The sequence below is a fragment of the Sporosarcina sp. P2 genome (genome assembly GCF_002743255.1).
GTDB lineage: Bacteria > Bacillota > Bacilli > Bacillales_A > Planococcaceae > Sporosarcina.
Map to the genome: position 1 here is coordinate 105,586 of NZ_PDYY01000009.1, position 18,172 is coordinate 123,757.

Genomic DNA, 18,172 nt, shown 5'->3' on the forward strand with positions numbered 1-18,172 from the left:
AATAACATGGGAAGCATCGCATTTTGCGGTGCTTTTTTATTTTTGAAATAGAAAAGGATGATGCGACCATGAGGAATGAATAAAGCACATGCATATAATTGCAGTTGTGGAAGTTGAAAAATGATTTCAATTGATAGAAAATTTAGGTGAAGGGCTTTGGAGATTTTCCGCTTTTTTAATAGATAATGTAGTATTGGCATATATCATCATCGAAGATACTCGAAAACCTTATACAAAGGAAGACAAAAAGCTAGAACCTCTTTGTTACGTAGACGAAGAAACTAAATATTGGAAATAGCTTTATACTGTTAGTATGATGGAGTTACTAAATAGATAGTAGGAGGCGTGTTGAAATGACAAAATATGAATTAGCAAACGTGTGGAAGTGGGAAGTAGAGAATTCGAATAGTGGCGGTAATCGTCCGACAGCCGGTGAACGTTTTGAACAAAAACTACCAGTCGGAGAGGCACCGTTCCAACTCTATTCACTGGGAACGCCGAACGGTATTAAAGTGACGATTATGCTGGAAGAATTAAAAGAGTTGGATGTTGACGGTGCAGACTATAATTTGTATAAAATTAATATTGGTGCCGATGAACAATTTGGTTCAGATTTTGTCAAGATCAATCCTAATTCTAAGATCCCCGCCCTAGTCGATCAAAGTCAAAGTCCACGTGTGGAAGTGTTTGAATCAGGGTCGATTTTACTTTACTTGGCTGAGAAATTTAATAAGCTGATCCCCACAGATATTCATGGACGGACAGAAACGCTTAATTGGCTATTCTGGCAAATTGGGTCGGGTCCTTATGTTGGTGGAGGGTTTGGTCACTTTTTTGCTTACGCGCCAGAGCCTATGAAATACCCAATTGATCGTTTTACTATGGAAACGAAACGTCAATTAGACGTACTAGACAAAATATTAGCTCAGCGTTCTTATATCGCTGGTGATACCTATACGATTGCAGATATTGCGATATGGTCTTGGTACGGACGTTTAGCTTTAGGAAAATTGTATGAAGGCTCTTATGAATTTTTAAACATGGATGAATATACCCATCTCTTGGAATGGTCTCATCGCATTGCGAAACGACCAGGCGTTCAAAAAGGTCTTGCAGCGGAGTATCAGTCGCTTGGGGAGTAGTTTCAAAAAAGACATGTATTGATTTTTTCTTCTCTAAAATAGCAACAGCATTTCCGTAATAAGTCGCTAAAAATTAAAAAAGATCAAGTGGTGAGTTTTAATAAATGCAGGGAGGAAAAGGATGGTAAGGCAGCAGGATTTTACAGAAGGAAATGCACTAAAACAACTCATGCTTTTTTCAGGACCCATTATGATAACAAATTTACTACAAGCATCCTATCAATTTATCGATAGCTTGTGGGTAGGGAATTTGATTGGTGCGGATGCACTTGGTGCTGTGGCTATTTCCGGGACAGTCGTTTTTACGGTTTTGTCATTCGTCATCGGCTTGAACAATGCCGCACTGACAATTTTATCCCAGCAAAAAGGCAGAGGTAGCGAGTCGGGACTTCGGCGTTATTTGAATGCATTTGTCGTTCTGCTTTTCTGCATGTCCATCGTGCTAGGTGTTGCAGGATTTATATTAGCGGAACCACTCTTGCTATTACTTGGAACTCCCGAGGCGATGTTGGCGATGGGCGTTTCGTATTTGCGAATTAATTTCATCGGGATCCTTTTCTTATTCGGCTATAATTTTATTGGTACCGTATTCAGATCGGTTGGCGATTCGAAGACACCGCTTTATTTTGTGTTAGCCGCAGTTATTTTGAACACAGTACTTGATCCTTTATTTATTTACGTCTTTGGATGGGGAGTTCAAGGCGCTGCCTATGCAACGATATTCTCACAGGGAATCGCATTTGCCGCTGGTGCTATTTATTCAGTGCGGAAAAGCCTGGTACCATTCTCAAAACCACATATTCCAGAGTGCCGGGAAGTACTCGATATATTGAAGTTGGGAATTCCTGCGGGTTTACAGATGAGCGTCATTTCGGCTGGTGTGATGGCAATCATGAGTGTAGTCGCATCATTCGGCCCGGCAGTTGTCGCGGGATACGGGGCGGCACAAAGATTGGATAGTTTGATTATGCTGCCGGCCCAAGCACTCGGAACTGCGGTCAATAGTATGGCGGGTCAAAATATCGGGGCGGGCAGATGGGACCGGGTTCATAGAATTACGTTGTACGGGTTTATATATAATTTGATTATCATGTTTGCAATCGCAATTCTTATCATCCTATTTGCAGATTATGGGATTAAGCTATTCATAACGGAACCGGAAGCCGCTGATTTTGGTAAAAACTATTTAAAGGTAATTGCATTATTTTATCCGTTCCTAGGCATTAATTTTGTTTTAAATGGGGCTGTCCGTGCGGCGGGCGCAATGTTCCAAGTGCTTGTGCTAAACATCATTTCTTTTTGGATTCTTCGTTTTCCCATTACGTACATATTGTCAGGCATCATGGGTGAGAAAGGAATTGCACTCGGGATGGGCGTCAGTTTTGTTATTAGTAGTATCGTCGCGTTTATGTATTACCGATATGGAAAATGGCGAGAAGCCGAAGCTTTCGGGGAATGAATCAAACGACTAGAGTGGAAGGTACTGGATATAGAAAGTATGAAGACCGATTCGTGAACCTAATTCAATCATTGCAATGGAATATGTATAGTGCTAAAACAGCGGGGGGCTATGTTATATAGGTTCACGGAATACCGCGTTTAATGAGGTTGATATGCGGAATAAAAAACATGTAACGGGCTATCATCTTGTCGAGAATTAGGAGGTCATACTCTTGCAAAGTACCCGGAGAGTAGGAATGATTTCTTTTGTTAGTCTACTTATAAGACTGGCTTTTCTTTGCCTTTTTTTTTCGGGTAGATTATTCATACCAATGCCACTTTATCCTTGTTCGGCGTAAAAAGACAAATTCGGGAGAGTATCACTTTATGTTTACCCACTAATTTTAGTCATCTACTTGTTGTTCTGCCTTTCTAAGATACACGTCCGGCTGCAGCACAGATTAACAGTCGCAACCACTTAATCCCCTGCAAGAAAGGTCGTCATGAAGCACGACCTTTACGAATAAAAATAAAGCACTAGCAGCACACTCTTTTAGTGACGGTTCTCACAAGATGACAAAACATCTTGCCCAGCTCATCCTTTTTGCTTTTTCTGCAACAAAATCGCTTGTCGCGCAAGCATATCTGCCGTCTTGTTTGTACTGTCGGCAATCCACTTAATAAAGAACAATTCAAACGTCGCTGCTAGTCTCAATGCCTCTTTCAAATAAGGTGCATACTGCGCGTTCTTTACAAATTCCTTCTCCATCGACTGCACGACCACCGTCGAATCCGAGCGTATCGACACCATGCCTGTTGTCAGCTTTGACGCCTCCTCAAGACCTCTCACAAGCGCTTGAAACTCCGCGTGATGATTATTCGTCGGCTCAATCGGCTCACTAATCCGCACGTCCTGACCTTCTCCTTTAATATACACACCAATTCCGCTCAATCCCGGATTACCTGCGCTTGCACCATCTATATACACTTCCAACATAAGATTTTCCGCTCCAATCTGGTAATGAATTGTAAAAAACGTGGAAATACTTGCAACATCCCGTCAGCCGACTTAAAATAGATAAAAGAAAGGTGGGAGTTCTTTTCTAATGAATAAAGTCGTTGTCATGAAAGAAATTAATCAATTGCTTGATATATATTGTGAAGGTTGTTACGTCAAAAAACAACTTACAAACGAACGCGGCAAAACAGGCGCTCACCAATTTTGTATTTCTGACTGTACAGTAGGAGACCAGCTACAATTCCTTGGGAGAGAAATTAACAAGATCAGTACTGCCTCCAAATAAATAATGAAAAAGCATCCCGCAACTGCGTGGATGCTTTGTTTATGTTATAAATTCAGCTGTCTATGTCGAGATGAGGTTACACTTCATCCTCAAGAGTCGATACGTTAGCCGCCTGTGGACCACGATTTCCTTCAATTACTTCAAAAGAAACTGTTTGACCTTCAGCCAGTGTTTTAAATCCATCTGTAGCAATTCCTGTGAAATGCACAAATACATCTTCACCATCATCTGCTTCGATAAATCCATACCCTTTGTCACTGCTGAACCACTTCACTTTACCTTGGTGCATAATAATTCCTCCTCGGCAATTAGAAATCCATCTCCACACGTAACGTGCAAGCCTACTACGGACAACTTACACAATACGGCTTCTTACACTATACATGAGTGGACCAAGCGTGTCAATGTTAGACGGAATACTCTGATTACTATTCAAAAATAGCAAGGAAAGTATTGGTTTTTGTCTGAATAGTATCTATAATGAAGAAGGATTCATTTTTACTATACTTATGAATTAGGTAAGGAAGTGTTGGAGTGAAAATTGTCATCACGCTTTTGCAAGTAGGATTTTTATACATACTCTTTCTAACAGGGAAATTTTTACACGCAAAACTCTCCATTCCGTTGCCAGGTAGTATTATCGGTTTGCTAGTGTTATGGGGACTGTTATCGATCAAAATCATTCCACTTCGCTGGGTGGAAAAAGGTGCATATGTATTTCTATCGACTTTGCCACTGTATCTGATCCCCGCAACGGTTGGCGTGATGGATTATGGTCATGTGTTCGCAGGGAAAGGAAGTCTACTGATCTTGATCACAATCGGTAGTACATTTATTACGATGGTCGTAGCCAGTTTGGTCAGCCAATTTATGGCCAAGCACAATGTGAAAGAGGAGGGGACTCTTTCATGAATACAGTTGTACTTGCCTTCACGATGATCCTATTAACGGTTATTCTTTATTTTGTGATGAATGCTGTTTATGTAAGGTTACGTTCGCCGTTTTTAGTACCCATCCTGACAACAAATATCGCAGTCATTGTATTGTTATCGTTATTCGACGCGTCTTATGAAACGTATATGGTAGGTGGTAAATGGATTGACGCGTTGCTTGGCCCTGCCATTGTCTCTCTTTGTATTCCACTCTATAAACAACGGGATGTCATTAAAATGAATGTGTTGCCTATCTTTGGTGGAGTCGTTGTGGGTGGTATTGTTGGAATGTTGACAGGCGTCCTAGCAGCAAGATGGGTCGGATTTTCGACTGAACTTCTAGCGAGTATTTTACCAAAATCCATTACTTCCCCAATTGCCATGCAAATAGCAGCAGAACTCGGTGGTATTCCTTCACTAGCGACCGTATTCGTCATTATCGCCGGCCTCGCTGGAATCCTCATGGGTCCTTGGATCAATCGCTGGTTCAAGATTGACACAGCGATTGGTCAGGGCATCGGTCTTGGTGTGGGTGCACACGCAATTGGAACGTCTAAATCACTAGAGTACGGTGAACAAACGTCATCCATGAGTTCAGTTGCCATGACGTTGTCAGCAATTATCGGCGCGTTCGCAGGCCCTCTATTCGGTATTTGGTTATTTCCATAGAAAAGCGGAATTCCTATTCTATTAGGAATCCCGCTTTTTTTAATGCTTCTTCTGCATCGCGTAGCTGTTCTATTCGTGGAGCGGAAATAGCGTGTAAATGAATCCCGCTATCATCCAAATTCAATAGATAAGGCGCTTGTGCTTGCTGGATCTGTTCGATGAACGTCTTGACTTCTTGCCGGTTCGATACCATGATCGATGCGCGTACATCGCCATACACAGGATGTTCAACTCGCACATCTCTTACGGTTACGCCGTGGTCGACTAAAATATGCAACTCTTCTTCAGTTTGTTCAGGAGAATGTTTACAGACGATGATTTTCTCCATGTCTTTTACTTTTTTAGTTGACTGCGTGTATAAGTATCCTTGATTTGTCGCCATGATGGGTTCGTCTTTTGCTTTCAATAAATTAATATCGCTGACGATTACTTGTCTGCTAACCTTTGTTAAGTCACCTAGTTCTGCACCCGTAACGGGATGATTAGCTTCTTTTAACGTTTGGAGAATCAAATTTCGACGTTGTTCTCCTGCCACTTTTGCTTTTGTTCGCAAATTTCTCACCTTCTATCTATAAAATATCTATTGGGGTTTGTGCTGTATGTGGTAATACCGCGACTTCAAGTAACGCGTTTGCCAGTTGAGTGACGTTTTCACTCGTTGATGTCTCGCCAAATGAAATCCGAATGAATCCTTTCGCTGAGTGGGCGGGTATATTCATCGCGCTCATCGTCATAGATGACTGTTGCTGACCGACCTGGCACGCACTGCCTGTTGACACCGCAAATCCTCTTCTATTTAATTCTAACATAATGAGCTGTCCTTCTGAATGTTTGGCGCATAGACCAATAATTTGCGGAAGTTGTTCAAATGTCTTTAGACTGCCATAGAAAGTGAATAAATCTTGCCGGGTGGAAAGTATATCCATAAAGAGAGTGCGTAATGTAGCGTACTTTACTTCATTGGGATTTGCCAACTCAGCTGCCGTAACGAATGCAGCAATTCCTGGTACATTCACCGTTCCACCTCTGAATCCTTTCTCTTGTGTAGCACCTGGAAATAGCGGAACTGCACGTATACTTGGATCGATATAGACTGCGCCAACCCCTTTTGGACCATGCACTTTATGGCTTGATATGGACAAGCTGTCTACATATGGAGAGATATCACGCACAGATAATTTACCGAATGATTGTACACAGTCACTATGCAAATAAATCCCTTTAGGTTTTACTAATTCAGATATAGATTGGATCGGTTGAATGGTACCGATTTCCGGATTGCAGTGTTGCACAGATACAACAGTCGTTTGTTCAGTAATGGCATTTTCAAGTGCTTGTAAATCGATGATACCTTTCGTTGTAAAAGGGATCATGGTGATATGGAAGTCTTGCCCTTCAAGGTACGCAGCAGCTGAATGCAAAGAAGGGTGTTCCGCCGCAGAAAGAATAATATGCTGTCCTTTTTTCTTTGCAGACTCAGCTAAAGATAGTAGTGCGAGCGTGTTACTTTCCGTACCGCTCGAAGTGAAGTATATCCCTTCAGGACGTACACCGAGAAGTGCAGATAGGTGTTGTCTGCTATGGGTCAAGATGTTTTGCGCTGCCCCTCCTGCGTCGTGCAGGCTCGTCGTATTACCAAATTGTTGTTGAGAGACTGATATATAGACTGAGGCAGCTTCCTCACGGAGAGGTGTTGTGGCAGCGTAATCAAAGTAATGCAAATGAATGACCTCCTGCAAAAAATAATATATTCATCTTGTCATACAACTGTATATATGTAAAGATAGATGTAAAGACACTACGTATAGAGAAGGGTCGTAGGAATACAGATGAATAGAATCAAATTGGTCTCAATGCTTGAACAGTTTTTCATAGAAGACGTGGGAGATGGTGATTTGTCGGCTAATTCATTATTTCCCGCAGATGCGATAGGTGAAATGCAAATCATCTCTAAAACTCCAGGAGTATTTTGCGGGGTAGATGTCATCACGGCAGGTTTTCAAGTAATGAATCCTACTATAGAAGTCACGTGTCTCGTAGAAGATGGTGAAAGAATAACGGACAAGCAAATACTCGCAACTGTAAAAGGGCCTGTTAGAAGTCTATTGACCGCGGAACGAGTGATACTGAATTGTATCCAGCGAATGACTGCGATTGCAACGAAAACTGCTGACCTAACCGCTTTATTGTCGGGAACAAATACAAGAGTTTGTGATACACGCAAGACAGCACCCGGACTCCGCATGCTAGATAAATATGCAGTTCGTACAGGCGGTGGATTTAATCACCGCAACGGTTTATATGACGCGGTGATGCTAAAAGATAATCACTTGGCATATGCAGGTTCTATTACGAATGCCGTGCAAAACCTGAGAACACGATTAGGTCATACGGTGAAAATAGAAGTAGAAATTGAATCACTAGCGCAACTCCAAGAAGCTATAGAGGCAAACGTGGATATTATTATGTTTGATAACCGAACGCCACAACAAATTACGGACTGGTTGCCATTAGTCCCCCCGGATATCATAACCGAAGCTTCCGGCATGATTACAGAAGACACCATCGCTTCGTATGGTGAGACGGGAATTGATTACATATCGGTTGGCGCACTGACACATTCCGTAATTGCAGCTGACATTAGTGCAACTATACAACTTACAACGCAGGAGGATGGAAGAATATGTCGATGATGGAACTTCTAAAAGAACAGGCAAACGCTATGTTGCCTGAACAATATAAACAGTATACGGTGAGTGAAATGGAAGAAAAAATTCGGGCCATTAAACAAAAATTGGGAAACAAATTATTTATTCCTGGCCACCACTACCAGAAAAATGAAGTCATTCAATTTGCGGATGCTACGGGAGATTCTTTGCAATTAGCACAAATTTGCGCAGCGAACGATAAAGCGGAACATATTGTGTTTTGCGGTGTGCACTTCATGGCGGAAACGGCGGACATTCTAACAACGGAAAATCAAAAAGTCTATTTGCCTGATATGCGTGCCGGTTGTTCGATGGCTGATATGGCGGACATTTTCCAAACGGAACGCGCATGGAAGGACTTGCAAGCGCGTTTTGGTGATACGATTCTGCCATTGACGTATGTCAATTCAACGGCAGCAATTAAAGCGTTCGTCGGCCGTAATGGTGGCGCGACAGTGACTTCGTCAAATGCGAAAGAAATCGTTCAATGGGCATTCACTCAGAAAAAACGAATTTTATTCTTACCTGATCAGCATTTAGGACGCAATACAGCGTATGGGCTCGGTGTGCCTCTTGATCATATGGCCGTATGGAATCCCATAACGGATACTCTCGAATACGATGGACAAAACGAAGAGTGTCAAGTGATATTATGGAAAGGGCATTGCTCGGTTCACGAGAACTTCACGGTAGAAAACATTCGTCAGTTACGTGAAAATGATTCTGATCGGCGTATTATCGTCCACCCGGAATGTTCACATGAAGTCGTGATGAAGTCTGATGACGCTGGTTCTACGAAGTATATTATTGATCAAATTGAAGCCGCGGCTCCTGGTACGAAATGGGCGATTGGCACGGAAATGAATTTGGTCAATCGCCTGACGGAAAATCATCCTGAGCAAGATATCATTTCCTTAAACCCTTTAATGTGTCCTTGTTTGACAATGAACCGTATCGATTTACCCCATTTACTATGGAGTTTGGAAAGTATCATGGAAGGCGCAGAGCAAAATATCATCAAAGTGGATGCAGTGACTTCCGCTGAAGCGATTGATGCGCTTAACCGTATGTTGCAACGAAACTAACGTAGCAGCGCTTGACAATTACTCTGAATATTGTATGATTGGGAAAATGATAGTGAATGTTGAAGAAGGACCAGTAGATAAATAGCATGTGTTAGAGAGCGGAATCCATCGGCTGGAAGTTTCCGTCGCAATGCCTTGTCGAACCTGCCTTTTGAGTCCTGTAAAAAACAGGCGCGGACCTTGGCGTTAAAAGGAAAGTGGGATTCGTGAAGACGAGTCCAATGATGGTGGCACCGCGGAAGTTACGTCCTTTCGTCCTGATTATATCGGGACGATTGGGCTTTTTTATTTTATAAATATAGATGATATGGAGAAATGGAAGGCGAATTCATATGAAAAGACAACGAATAGTTGTGAAAATCGGTAGCAGCTCGTTAACGAATGATAATGGAGAAATCGATCAGGTAAAATTCAATGATCATGTCGATGCCTTGGCGATGCTAAAAAACGTTGGACATGAAGTCATTGTTGTCTCTTCAGGAGCGGTGGCGGCAGGCTTTGCTCGTCTCGGTTATCCTACCCGTCCACAGACCATAAAAGGTAAACAAGCCGCAGCAGCAGTAGGGCAGAGCTTATTGATACAGTCCTATATTGAGAGGTTTAGCGCACATAAAGTCATTCCAGCTCAGATCTTATTGACGCGTCATGACTTTGCCGATCGCGATCGATACCGCAACGCATTTGCAGCGATGTCTGAATTACTTGATCGTGGCATTATGCCGATCATTAACGAAAATGATACAGTATCCATTGACGAGTTAACGTTTGGTGATAATGATATGCTATCCGCATTGGTCAGTGGTTTTCTACATGCGGATCAGTTGATTATCTTAACCGATGTCAACGGGATCTACACAAGTAATCCACGAACAGATCCAGACGCTGTACGATTGACTAAATTGGATGAAATCACGGATGAATTACTGGGTGGCGCTGACGATGTCGGCTCGAAAGTTGGGACAGGAGGCATGCGTTCGAAGATACTAGCTGCAAAAACTGCCCACACGTTGGCAGTTCCGGTCTTCATTGGAACAGGACGCGGTCCATCAAAATTGTTGGATATTTTAAAAGGTCATGGAGACGGCACATATATTTCCAGTCCTGTTGCCAATACGATTAATACGAACCGCCAATGGATTGCCCTTCATTCCGAATCAACTGGACGTCTGTACGTGGATAAAGGGGCTGAAGAAGCCATTATGCATAACGGACGCAGTTTATTACCAGCAGGTGTCTTTAAAGTACAGGGGAATTTTGGTATTGGAGAAGTGGTGGAAGTGTTTGGTTTAGATGGTTTGATCGGTAAAGGTGAAGTCACCTATTCGTCTGAGCAATTAAAGCAAACGATATCCGATAAGGATAAACTGGAAGAATCCAAGCCGATGCTAGAAGTCATTCACCGGGACCGCTGGGTACAAGTATAATCAAAGGAGAGAAAATAGTATGAGTGAGATTAGAGATAAAGGCAAGGCGGCAAAAGAAGCAAGTATTGTGCTAAACGTAGCAACGACAGAAGAGAAAAACGATGCATTGCAGTTAATTGCTGATCAATTAATGAAAGAACAGGATCAATTGCTCGCTGAGAATAAAAAAGATATTGAAGAAGGTCGCGAAAAAGGAATTGACGCAGCTGTTCTCGATCGTATTTTATTGACGCCTGAACGCATTGAAGCTATGGCGGAAGGTGTTCGTCTACTGATTAATTTACAAGATCCAATTGGAGAAACGCTAGAGGAAATCAATAAGGAGAACGGATTACATATTGTCAAGAAGCGCGTGCCCATTGGTGTCATCGCCATGATTTATGAAGCGCGTCCGAATGTTACGATAGATGCTGCATCGTTGGCATTGAAAACAGGGAATGCGGTCGTGTTGCGTGGTAGCTCGTCCGCAAAATATTCTAATTTGGCCCTATGGCGTGTTATTCAATGCGGCCTCGAAAAAAGTTCATTACCCGTCGATTCTGTTCAATTAATTGAAGACACAAGTCGAGAAACAGCAAAAGAATTGTTCACACTCAACGACTATTTAGATGTTTTGATTCCACGTGGCGGTGCGAAGTTAATCCAGACTGTTATCCGTGAATCTACGGTACCGGTGATTGAAACAGGGGCGGGGAACTGTCATGTATTTATTGATGAATCCGCAGATGAGAAAATGGCGATTGATATAGTAGTCAACGCCAAAACACAGCGTCCGTCGGTGTGTAACGCGATCGAAACCGTTCTGATCGATTCCAACTGGTTGTCGCAGTACGGAAAAAATTTGATCAACGCATTACAAGACTATGATGTTCAACTGCAAGGTGACGAGAAACTTCAGGCGTTTGATTCGAATATTGCTGCGGTTGAAGAAAATGATTGGTCAAGTGAATACCTGGACTTGACATTACGCGTAAAAAGCGTGGAAAATGTACAGCAAGCACTCGATCATATTGCAACATACAGCACGAAGCATTCGGAAAGTATTATTACACAGACAGATGCACATGCTGAGCAATTTTTGAATAGCGTCGATGCGGCAGCTGTTTATGTTAATGCTTCCACTCGCTTTACGGATGGCTTTGAATTCGGATATGGTGCAGAAATAGGTATCAGTACACAAAAGCTTCACGCAAGAGGTCCAATGGGATTAGAGGCATTGACTTCTTCAAAATTTGTTATTCGAGGAACCGGTCAAATCAGATAATATGTAGGAGGGTTTATGTATGGCAAATGAAAAACATATTTTACATTTTGAAACTTCCGCACCAAAAGACAAGCCGGCAACGGATGATCCACTTGCTTTCGGAACAATTTTCACTGATCACATGTTTGTGATGGACTATACGGATGGAACGGGATGGCATGATCCACGTATTGAGCAGTATAAGCCGTTTCTTTTGGATCCAGCCGCTATCGTGTTGCATTATGGACAAACTGTTTTCGAAGGTTTGAAAGCTTATTTAAATGAAGACAAAGAAGTAGTCTTGTTCCGTCCGGAGGAAAACATGAAACGGCTAAACCGTTCTAGTGATAGATTATGCATGCCGATGTTCGATGAGAAATTCGTATTAAGTGCACTAAAGGAATTGATTTCTCTTGAAAAAGATTGGATTCCCGATAGAGCAGGGACATCACTTTATGTGCGTCCTTTCATTTTCGCTACACAACCTTATTTAGGTGTAGCCCCTTCTAAAACGTACCGCCTAATGATCATTTTATCGCCGGTAGGTCCGTATTATAAAGAAGGAGTGAATCCTGTCAAAATTGCGGTTGAATCCCAGTATGTCCGTGCCGCAGTAGGTGGTACAGGCTCTGCGAAAACAGCCGGTAACTATGCTGGGGCGATGAAAGCTCAAGAAGTTGCGGAAGCAGAAGGGTATTCGCAAGTTCTATGGCTTGATGCAAAAGAACATCGCTATATTGAAGAAGTAGGTGCGATGAATGTATTCTTCAAAATCAATGGAGAGATTATCACGCCAAGCCTCAATGGTAGTATTTTAGAAGGCATCACGCGCAAATCCGTTATTGAGTTATTGATAGCTTGGGATATTCCCGTAACAGAACGTAAAGTGTCCATCGAGGAAATTATGGAAGCCAATCGCGCAGGCACGTTGGAAGAAGCATTTGGGACAGGAACGGCCGCTGTTATTTCCCCGATAGGCGAACTGTTCTTTGAGGGCGAAAAATGCGAGATCAATCAGAATGAAATCGGTGAGCTTTCATTAAAACTTTATGAGACGATTACAGGCATCCAGACAGGAAAAGTAGAAGATCCATTTAACTGGGTTGTGCCGGTAGACTAATTTCCTTCACAAATAAGGTGGAATGTTCCGTGACAACTGCGGTGCTGTGAAGTACACTGTTAATAGTTTTGATTGAAGGGGAGTTTCCTGATGAACAAAAGTTTGATCGTTCTATTCCTGGCAGTGGTGCTATTTACAGTGACGGGATGCGGAAAAACGTCTTCCGCTCCGTCAAGTGCGGAAGATTTATTGAAAAAAGCGGAACAAGCGATGAATGAATTGGAGTCTGTCCATGCCAATATCGCGTACGACGAAAGTAGCGTTACATCCGATCCTGCAAAACGGACAAGTAAAAATGTACAAGTTCAGGCGGATATTGAACAGAATCCATTGAAAATTTCAGAGGATGTCGTCTGGAAAATTCCAAAACAAGGCGCGAAAAACATTCAACTATTTCGCCAAGGTGATCAATTAGCTATGCAAGAGACAGTTGAAACAGAAAAAAGTGAATGGCAAGAGCTAACAGAAAAGCAACGCACGGAATTGCTTGGTGTGTGGGTGCCGTTTGTTTCGCCAGTAATGGACTTTTCGCTGTTAAAACCTTTCTTGCATGATGCAGAAATAGAAAAGATTGATTATGGCTATGCATTGCAGTTTTCACTATCCCCAGCTGATTATCGACAGTTGATGGAAGTGGTATCAGTGAATAGTCCGCAACCAGAAAAGTTTGTCCATACGCACGGCGGATTCCCTGTAGTGGAGAAACTGGATGTAGAGCTAACGGTAAATGAAAAAACGATGTTTGTGACGGGCATGAAAATGTCAGCGAATGTCACAAGTTATTTCGGCCGGGATTATATTCGATATAAGCAGAAACTCGATGCAAAGTATAGTTATTTTAATGATATCGATGCGATTTCCACACCGAAAGATGCGGAGATGTTTAAGTAATAGAAAAAATCCACACTGACCTACTGAGGGTTGTTGTGGATTTTTTGCTATATCTAGCTAAATCTTTAACGTGGATTCTTTTTACCTTTGAATGACTGAAGCCGTTTGTGAATGGCAGCCATTCTAGTTTCTTCACCAGCTTCTACAGGGGTGTAGAACTTGGAGTTTACTAAGTTGTCAGGCATATATTGTTGGTCTGTCCAACCGCCAAATGTCCCTACTGGCGTTGCATGTGGGTAGACGTAGCCTCCATGACCGAGTGCAGCTGATCCGCTGTAGTGCGTGTCACGTAAATGCATAGGAATTTCACCAGTTGGTTTTTCATGTAAGGTTTTTGTAGCCGCATCGATCGCTTTATAAGCGGAGTTTGATTTAGAGGCTAAACACATTTCTATAATTGCCGTGGCAAGTGGAATGCGGGCTTCTGGCATGCCGAGACGCTGTGCGGCGTCTGTAGCCGCAAGAACTCGGCTCCCTACATCCGGCGCTGCCAATCCGATATCTTCATAACTCATGACGAGTATGCGTCTTGTAACGGCAGTTAGATCCCCAATTTCAAGTAATTGGGCCAAATAATAAAGCGCCGCATCGACATCGCTACCGCGTACACTTTTTTGCAAAGCGGATAATAAATTAAAATGATGTGAGCCCTTTTTGTCGCCTAGTAAACTAATCCTAGTTAATAATTGATCAAGTAATGCATCTTCAATAATAATTTTGCCATCCTCTTCATCACTTGCAGCCAGTAATGATTCAAGGAAAGTTAACGCTTTTCGCGCATCACCATTCACACCTTCTGAGATTTTCTCTAGTTGTTCTGTCGTGATGCCAATCGTTTCCTTACCAAGTCCTTTTTTCTCGTCTGTTAACGTGCGCTCAAGTAATTTGAGTAAGTCTGTTGGTTGCAATCGCTTCAATTGAACGATTTCACCACAACGTGAACGAATAGCGGGATTGACATCGTGGAATGGATTTTCCGTTGTCGCGCCGATCAAGACAATCGAACCGCTTTCTACGTGAGGAAGCAATGTATCTTGTTGCAATTTATTGAAACGATGAATTTCATCTAAGAATAGCAATACTTTACCTGTCATTCGTGCTTCTTTCACTACATCTTCTACATCTTTTTTGCCTGCCACTGTCGCATTCAACGCAATGAAAGGTAGTTTCGACGTACCCGCGATCGCGTAGGCTAGAGACGTTTTTCCAATGCCTGGTTCACCATATAATAAAAGAGATGGGACATGCCCGTTCTTGATCATCCGATATAAGGGAGTACGGTTGCCGATGACGTGGTCTTGTCCGATCACTTCATCAATCGTCTCGGGCCGCATACGAAAAGCCAAAGGTTCATTATGCATGTATATCCTCCTAGCGTACGTTTGTTCTTTCATTATACTGTAAAACATTAGTGAAGTCATTTGCAAGAACCAATGATACAATTATGCTATACTGATTTCAGCAATTTTAGTAAAGGACGATGCCCAATGAAAATATCCACTAAAGGCCGATACGGGCTTACAGTAATAGTAGAATTAGGACGAAAATATGGAGAAGGTCCCGTGCCTTTGCGTAAAATCGCAGAAGAGCAAAATCTCTCCGAAGCATATTTGGAACAACTCATCCCGCCTTTACGCAACAGCGGAATAGTGAAGAGTGTCCGCGGGGCATACGGTGGCTATAAACTCGCCAAAGATCCTTCTGAAATTATGGCAGGCGACATCATCCGTTTGCTTGAAGGACCGATCCAATTAGTCGAAGGATTGGATGACGATGATATTCCGCAACGCGAACTATGGAAACGAATCGGAGATGCAATCCGAGGGGTATTAGATCATACGACGATCAAGGATTTAATTGAATTTGAAGATACGTCCACTATCGACGAATACATGTTCTATATTTAAAGGAGTTTAGCTATGAAACCAGCTATATATTTAGATTATGCTGCAACGACACCGATGCATCCAGTCGTATTGGAGCGATTCAAGACTGCGTTGCAAGATACGTATGGTAATCCTTCAAGTACGCATCAATTGGGTCGTCACGCGAAGAAAGTGCTGGAAGATGCTCGCAAAACGTTAGCATCCTCGATCAATGCGTCACCCAATGAAATCATTCTTACTTCTGGAGGAACAGAAGCGGATAACTTAGCGATTTTTGGGTACGTACGGTCGGTGAAAACAGAAGGCAAACATATTATCACAACGGAAATCGAACATCATGCGGTGTTAAACCCGTGTAAACAACTGGAGTCACAAGGCTATAACGTGACTTATCTATCACCTGACCAGAGTGGGGTCATTACGGCAGAGCAAGTTCAGCACGCGTTAACAGAAGAAACCATTTTAGTCTCTATTATGTACGGAAACAATGAAGTGGGAACGATCCAGCCAATTGCGGAGATCGGTCAGCTACTCTCGACACATCAGTCCGTATTCCACACAGATGCGGTGCAAGCTTACGGAACGTGCCAACTCGATGTTGAAGAGTTGCAAGTCGATTTATTGTCAGTTTCAGCACATAAACTGAACGGACCCAAAGGCATAGGCTTTCTTTATCAGCGAAATGGCAAGGTGCTGTCGAGTCAAGTACTCGGAGGTTCACAAGAGAAGAAACGCCGCGCAGGTACTGAAAATGTACCAGCCGCAGTTGCATTTGCAGAGGCGGTATCCATTGCCGAGCAATCAAAACTAGTTAAACAAGAAAACTATTCTACGTTTAAACAAAAAATGGCGGCAGTCTTTGAGAAACACCAAATCGATTTCCGACCGACCATTCCCCAAGCAGTAGCATCTTTACCGCATATTTATCATGTATCGTTTCCAGGCACCGATGTGGAAACATTTTTGATGAGCTTGGATTTAGAAGGCATAGCTGTATCAAGCGGTTCAGCTTGTACTGCAGGGTCATTTGAACCGTCACATGTCGTAACAGCTATGTTTGGTACAGAATCAGATAAAGCTAGGAACTCAATCCGCATTAGTTTCGGCTATGACTTGGATGAGGCCATTATAGAAGAAGCAGCAAATCGAATCGCAAGTGTAGTCAAACGACTAGTGAAATGAATTAAGTAAAGGATGAACAATATGACAACGAAAAAAGCACCTGCCGATACACGTGTAGTCATTGGAATGTCAGGCGGAGTGGACTCTTCGGTTGCGGCATTACTCTTAAAACAACAAGGTTATGAAGTGATTGGAATCTTCATGAAAAACTGGGATGACACGGACGAATCGGGACATTGTACCGCGACAGAAGATTTCGAAGATGTACGCAGTGTCTGTGATCAGATCGGCATTCCGTATTACTCTGTTAATTTTGAAAAACAATATTGGGATAAAGTATTCACGTATTTTCTTGATGAATATAAAAAAGGCCGCACACCAAATCCTGATGTAATGTGTAATAAAGAAATAAAATTCAAAGCATTCCTCGAACACGCAAAAAGTCTAGGTGCCGATTATTTGGCGACTGGACATTATGCACAAGTCGTAGAACGCGAAAACGGTGTAGCGATGCTCCGTGGTGTAGACAATAATAAAGATCAAACCTACTTCTTAAATCAATTAACACAAGAACAACTTCAGCAAGTACTATTTCCTCTAGGTCATATGGAGAAAAGTGAAGTCCGTGAAATCGCAGAACAAGCAGGTCTCGCAACTGCGAAGAAAAAAGATTCAACTGGCATTTGCTTCATTGGTGAACGCAATTTCAAGGAGTTTCTTGGGGAGTACTTACCTGCACGTCCAGGCGAGATGCAGACAATGGCGGGAGTGAAGATGGGCACGCATGACGGACTCATGTATCACACAATTGGACAGCGTCACGGTCTAGGTATTGGTGGAGCTGGAGAACCTTGGTTTGCGGTTGGTAAAGACTTGGAACGCAATGTGTTGCTAGTTGAACAAGGCTTCTATCACGACACATTATTCTCAACTAGTTTACAAGCAACGGATATGAATATTTGTACACCGAAAGAATTACCGGAGACATTCACGTGTACAGCTAAATTCCGTTATCGTCAGCCGGATACGAAAGTTACTGTGCAGTTAGTTGGTGATGAAGCGATCGTCACGTTCGATGAACCAGTTCGCGCAGTCACGCCAGGACAAGCTGTCGTGTTGTATGACGGTGATGAGTGCCTAGGTGGCGGGACAATCAATGAAGTATATAAAGATGGCAAGAAACTGACGTACGTCGGATAAGGAGGC

General features: G+C 42.6%; 19 protein-coding genes. 14 read left to right on the plus strand and 5 right to left on the minus strand.

All coding sequences use genetic code 11. From position 1 onward, the window contains the following. Positions 1 to 353 precede the first annotated feature (353 nt). Both yghU and CSV67_RS10860 read left to right on the plus strand, forming a co-directional pair. Positions 354 to 1,142: a glutathione-dependent disulfide-bond oxidoreductase gene (gene yghU / locus CSV67_RS10855; protein WP_099631605.1), complete on the plus strand. Its 789-nt coding sequence runs from the start codon at positions 354 to 356 to the stop codon at positions 1,140 to 1,142. A gap of 121 nt (positions 1,143 to 1,263) precedes the next feature. Continuing rightward, positions 1,264 to 2,601: an MATE family efflux transporter gene (locus CSV67_RS10860; RefSeq protein ID WP_099631606.1), complete on the plus strand. Its 1,338-nt coding sequence runs from the start codon at positions 1,264 to 1,266 to the stop codon at positions 2,599 to 2,601. Between the two features lie 576 nt (positions 2,602 to 3,177). On the opposite strand, the gene CSV67_RS10865 is transcribed toward CSV67_RS10860, so the two are convergent. Further along, on the minus strand, positions 3,178 to 3,579 hold the full coding sequence (locus CSV67_RS10865) for a reverse transcriptase-like protein (protein WP_099631607.1): 402 nt from the start codon (positions 3,577 to 3,579) through the stop codon (positions 3,178 to 3,180). Between the two features lie 109 nt (positions 3,580 to 3,688). Between CSV67_RS10865 and CSV67_RS10870 the strand changes: the two genes are divergently transcribed. Further along, entirely contained in the window at positions 3,689 to 3,886 is a 198-nt protein-coding gene (locus CSV67_RS10870; protein WP_085133446.1) for a zinc-finger domain-containing protein, read from the plus strand. A 76-nt stretch (positions 3,887 to 3,962) separates the two neighbouring features. Here CSV67_RS10870 and CSV67_RS10875 read toward each other — a convergent pair whose 3' ends face one another. After that, positions 3,963 to 4,175, minus strand: a complete 213-nt coding sequence (locus CSV67_RS10875) for a cold-shock protein (protein ID WP_083035681.1) — start codon at positions 4,173 to 4,175, stop codon at positions 3,963 to 3,965. 245 nt (positions 4,176 to 4,420) lie between these two features. On the opposite strand from CSV67_RS10875, the gene CSV67_RS10880 reads away from it, so the two are divergent. Both CSV67_RS10880 and CSV67_RS10885 read left to right on the plus strand, forming a co-directional pair. Beyond that, positions 4,421 to 4,798, plus strand: coding sequence for a CidA/LrgA family protein (locus CSV67_RS10880; RefSeq protein WP_099631608.1), 378 nt, complete (start codon positions 4,421 to 4,423; stop codon positions 4,796 to 4,798). Beyond that, on the plus strand, positions 4,795 to 5,487 hold the full coding sequence (locus tag CSV67_RS10885) for an LrgB family protein (RefSeq protein WP_099631609.1): 693 nt from the start codon (positions 4,795 to 4,797) through the stop codon (positions 5,485 to 5,487). The genes CSV67_RS10880 and CSV67_RS10885 overlap by 4 nt, the downstream gene beginning before the upstream one ends. Before the next feature lie 13 nt (positions 5,488 to 5,500). Here the strand turns inward: CSV67_RS10885 and CSV67_RS10890 are convergent, their stop codons facing one another. Both CSV67_RS10890 and CSV67_RS10895 read right to left on the minus strand, forming a co-directional pair. Beyond that, positions 5,501 to 6,040: a transcription repressor NadR gene (locus tag CSV67_RS10890; protein WP_099631610.1), complete on the minus strand. Its 540-nt coding sequence runs from the start codon at positions 6,038 to 6,040 to the stop codon at positions 5,501 to 5,503. Positions 6,041 to 6,056: 16 nt separating this feature from the next. Further along, positions 6,057 to 7,208, minus strand: coding sequence for an IscS subfamily cysteine desulfurase (locus CSV67_RS10895; RefSeq protein WP_099631611.1), 1,152 nt, complete (start codon positions 7,206 to 7,208; stop codon positions 6,057 to 6,059). Positions 7,209 to 7,316: 108 nt separating this feature from the next. On the opposite strand from CSV67_RS10895, the gene nadC reads away from it, so the two are divergent. From nadC to CSV67_RS10925, 6 genes are all read left to right on the plus strand, one after another. Next, positions 7,317 to 8,180, plus strand: a complete 864-nt coding sequence (gene nadC, locus CSV67_RS10900) for a carboxylating nicotinate-nucleotide diphosphorylase (RefSeq protein WP_099631612.1) — start codon at positions 7,317 to 7,319, stop codon at positions 8,178 to 8,180. Beyond that, positions 8,171 to 9,280: a quinolinate synthase NadA gene (nadA, locus tag CSV67_RS10905; protein ID WP_099631613.1), complete on the plus strand. Its 1,110-nt coding sequence runs from the start codon at positions 8,171 to 8,173 to the stop codon at positions 9,278 to 9,280. The genes nadC and nadA overlap by 10 nt, the downstream gene beginning before the upstream one ends. A 332-nt stretch (positions 9,281 to 9,612) precedes the next feature. Then, on the plus strand, positions 9,613 to 10,704 hold the full coding sequence (gene proB, locus CSV67_RS10910) for a glutamate 5-kinase (RefSeq protein ID WP_099631614.1): 1,092 nt from the start codon (positions 9,613 to 9,615) through the stop codon (positions 10,702 to 10,704). A gap of 19 nt (positions 10,705 to 10,723) precedes the next feature. Continuing rightward, positions 10,724 to 11,968: a glutamate-5-semialdehyde dehydrogenase gene (locus CSV67_RS10915; protein WP_099631615.1), complete on the plus strand. Its 1,245-nt coding sequence runs from the start codon at positions 10,724 to 10,726 to the stop codon at positions 11,966 to 11,968. Between the two features lie 19 nt (positions 11,969 to 11,987). Continuing rightward, entirely contained in the window at positions 11,988 to 13,067 is a 1,080-nt protein-coding gene (locus CSV67_RS10920; RefSeq protein WP_099631616.1) for a branched-chain amino acid aminotransferase, read from the plus strand. Between the two features lie 90 nt (positions 13,068 to 13,157). Beyond that, the gene (locus CSV67_RS10925; RefSeq protein WP_099631617.1) at positions 13,158 to 13,958 is read left to right on the plus strand and encodes a DUF6612 family protein; all 801 of its coding nucleotides are present in this window, start codon (positions 13,158 to 13,160) and stop codon (positions 13,956 to 13,958) included. 65 nt (positions 13,959 to 14,023) lie between these two features. On the opposite strand, the gene CSV67_RS10930 is transcribed toward CSV67_RS10925, so the two are convergent. Then, positions 14,024 to 15,319 (minus strand): replication-associated recombination protein A, encoded by a 1,296-nt coding sequence (locus tag CSV67_RS10930; protein ID WP_099631618.1) that lies wholly within the window; start codon positions 15,317 to 15,319, stop codon positions 14,024 to 14,026. Positions 15,320 to 15,445: 126 nt separating this feature from the next. Here CSV67_RS10930 and cymR point away from each other — a divergent pair, with 126 nt between their 5' ends. The 3 genes from cymR to mnmA are packed head-to-tail and all read left to right on the plus strand — an operon-like array spanning position 15,446 to position 18,166. Next, complete coding sequence (gene cymR, locus CSV67_RS10935; RefSeq protein WP_099631619.1) at positions 15,446 to 15,865, plus strand: cysteine metabolism transcriptional regulator CymR; 420 nt, start codon at positions 15,446 to 15,448, stop codon at positions 15,863 to 15,865. A gap of 12 nt (positions 15,866 to 15,877) precedes the next feature. Next, complete coding sequence (locus CSV67_RS10940) at positions 15,878 to 17,026, plus strand: cysteine desulfurase family protein (protein WP_099631620.1); 1,149 nt, start codon at positions 15,878 to 15,880, stop codon at positions 17,024 to 17,026. A gap of 21 nt (positions 17,027 to 17,047) precedes the next feature. Further along, positions 17,048 to 18,166 carry a tRNA 2-thiouridine(34) synthase MnmA gene (mnmA, locus tag CSV67_RS10945; protein WP_099631621.1) on the plus strand — a complete coding sequence of 373 codons (1,119 nt, stop codon included), beginning with the start codon at positions 17,048 to 17,050 and terminating at the stop codon, positions 18,164 to 18,166. The last annotated feature ends 6 nt before the right edge of the window (positions 18,167 to 18,172 follow it).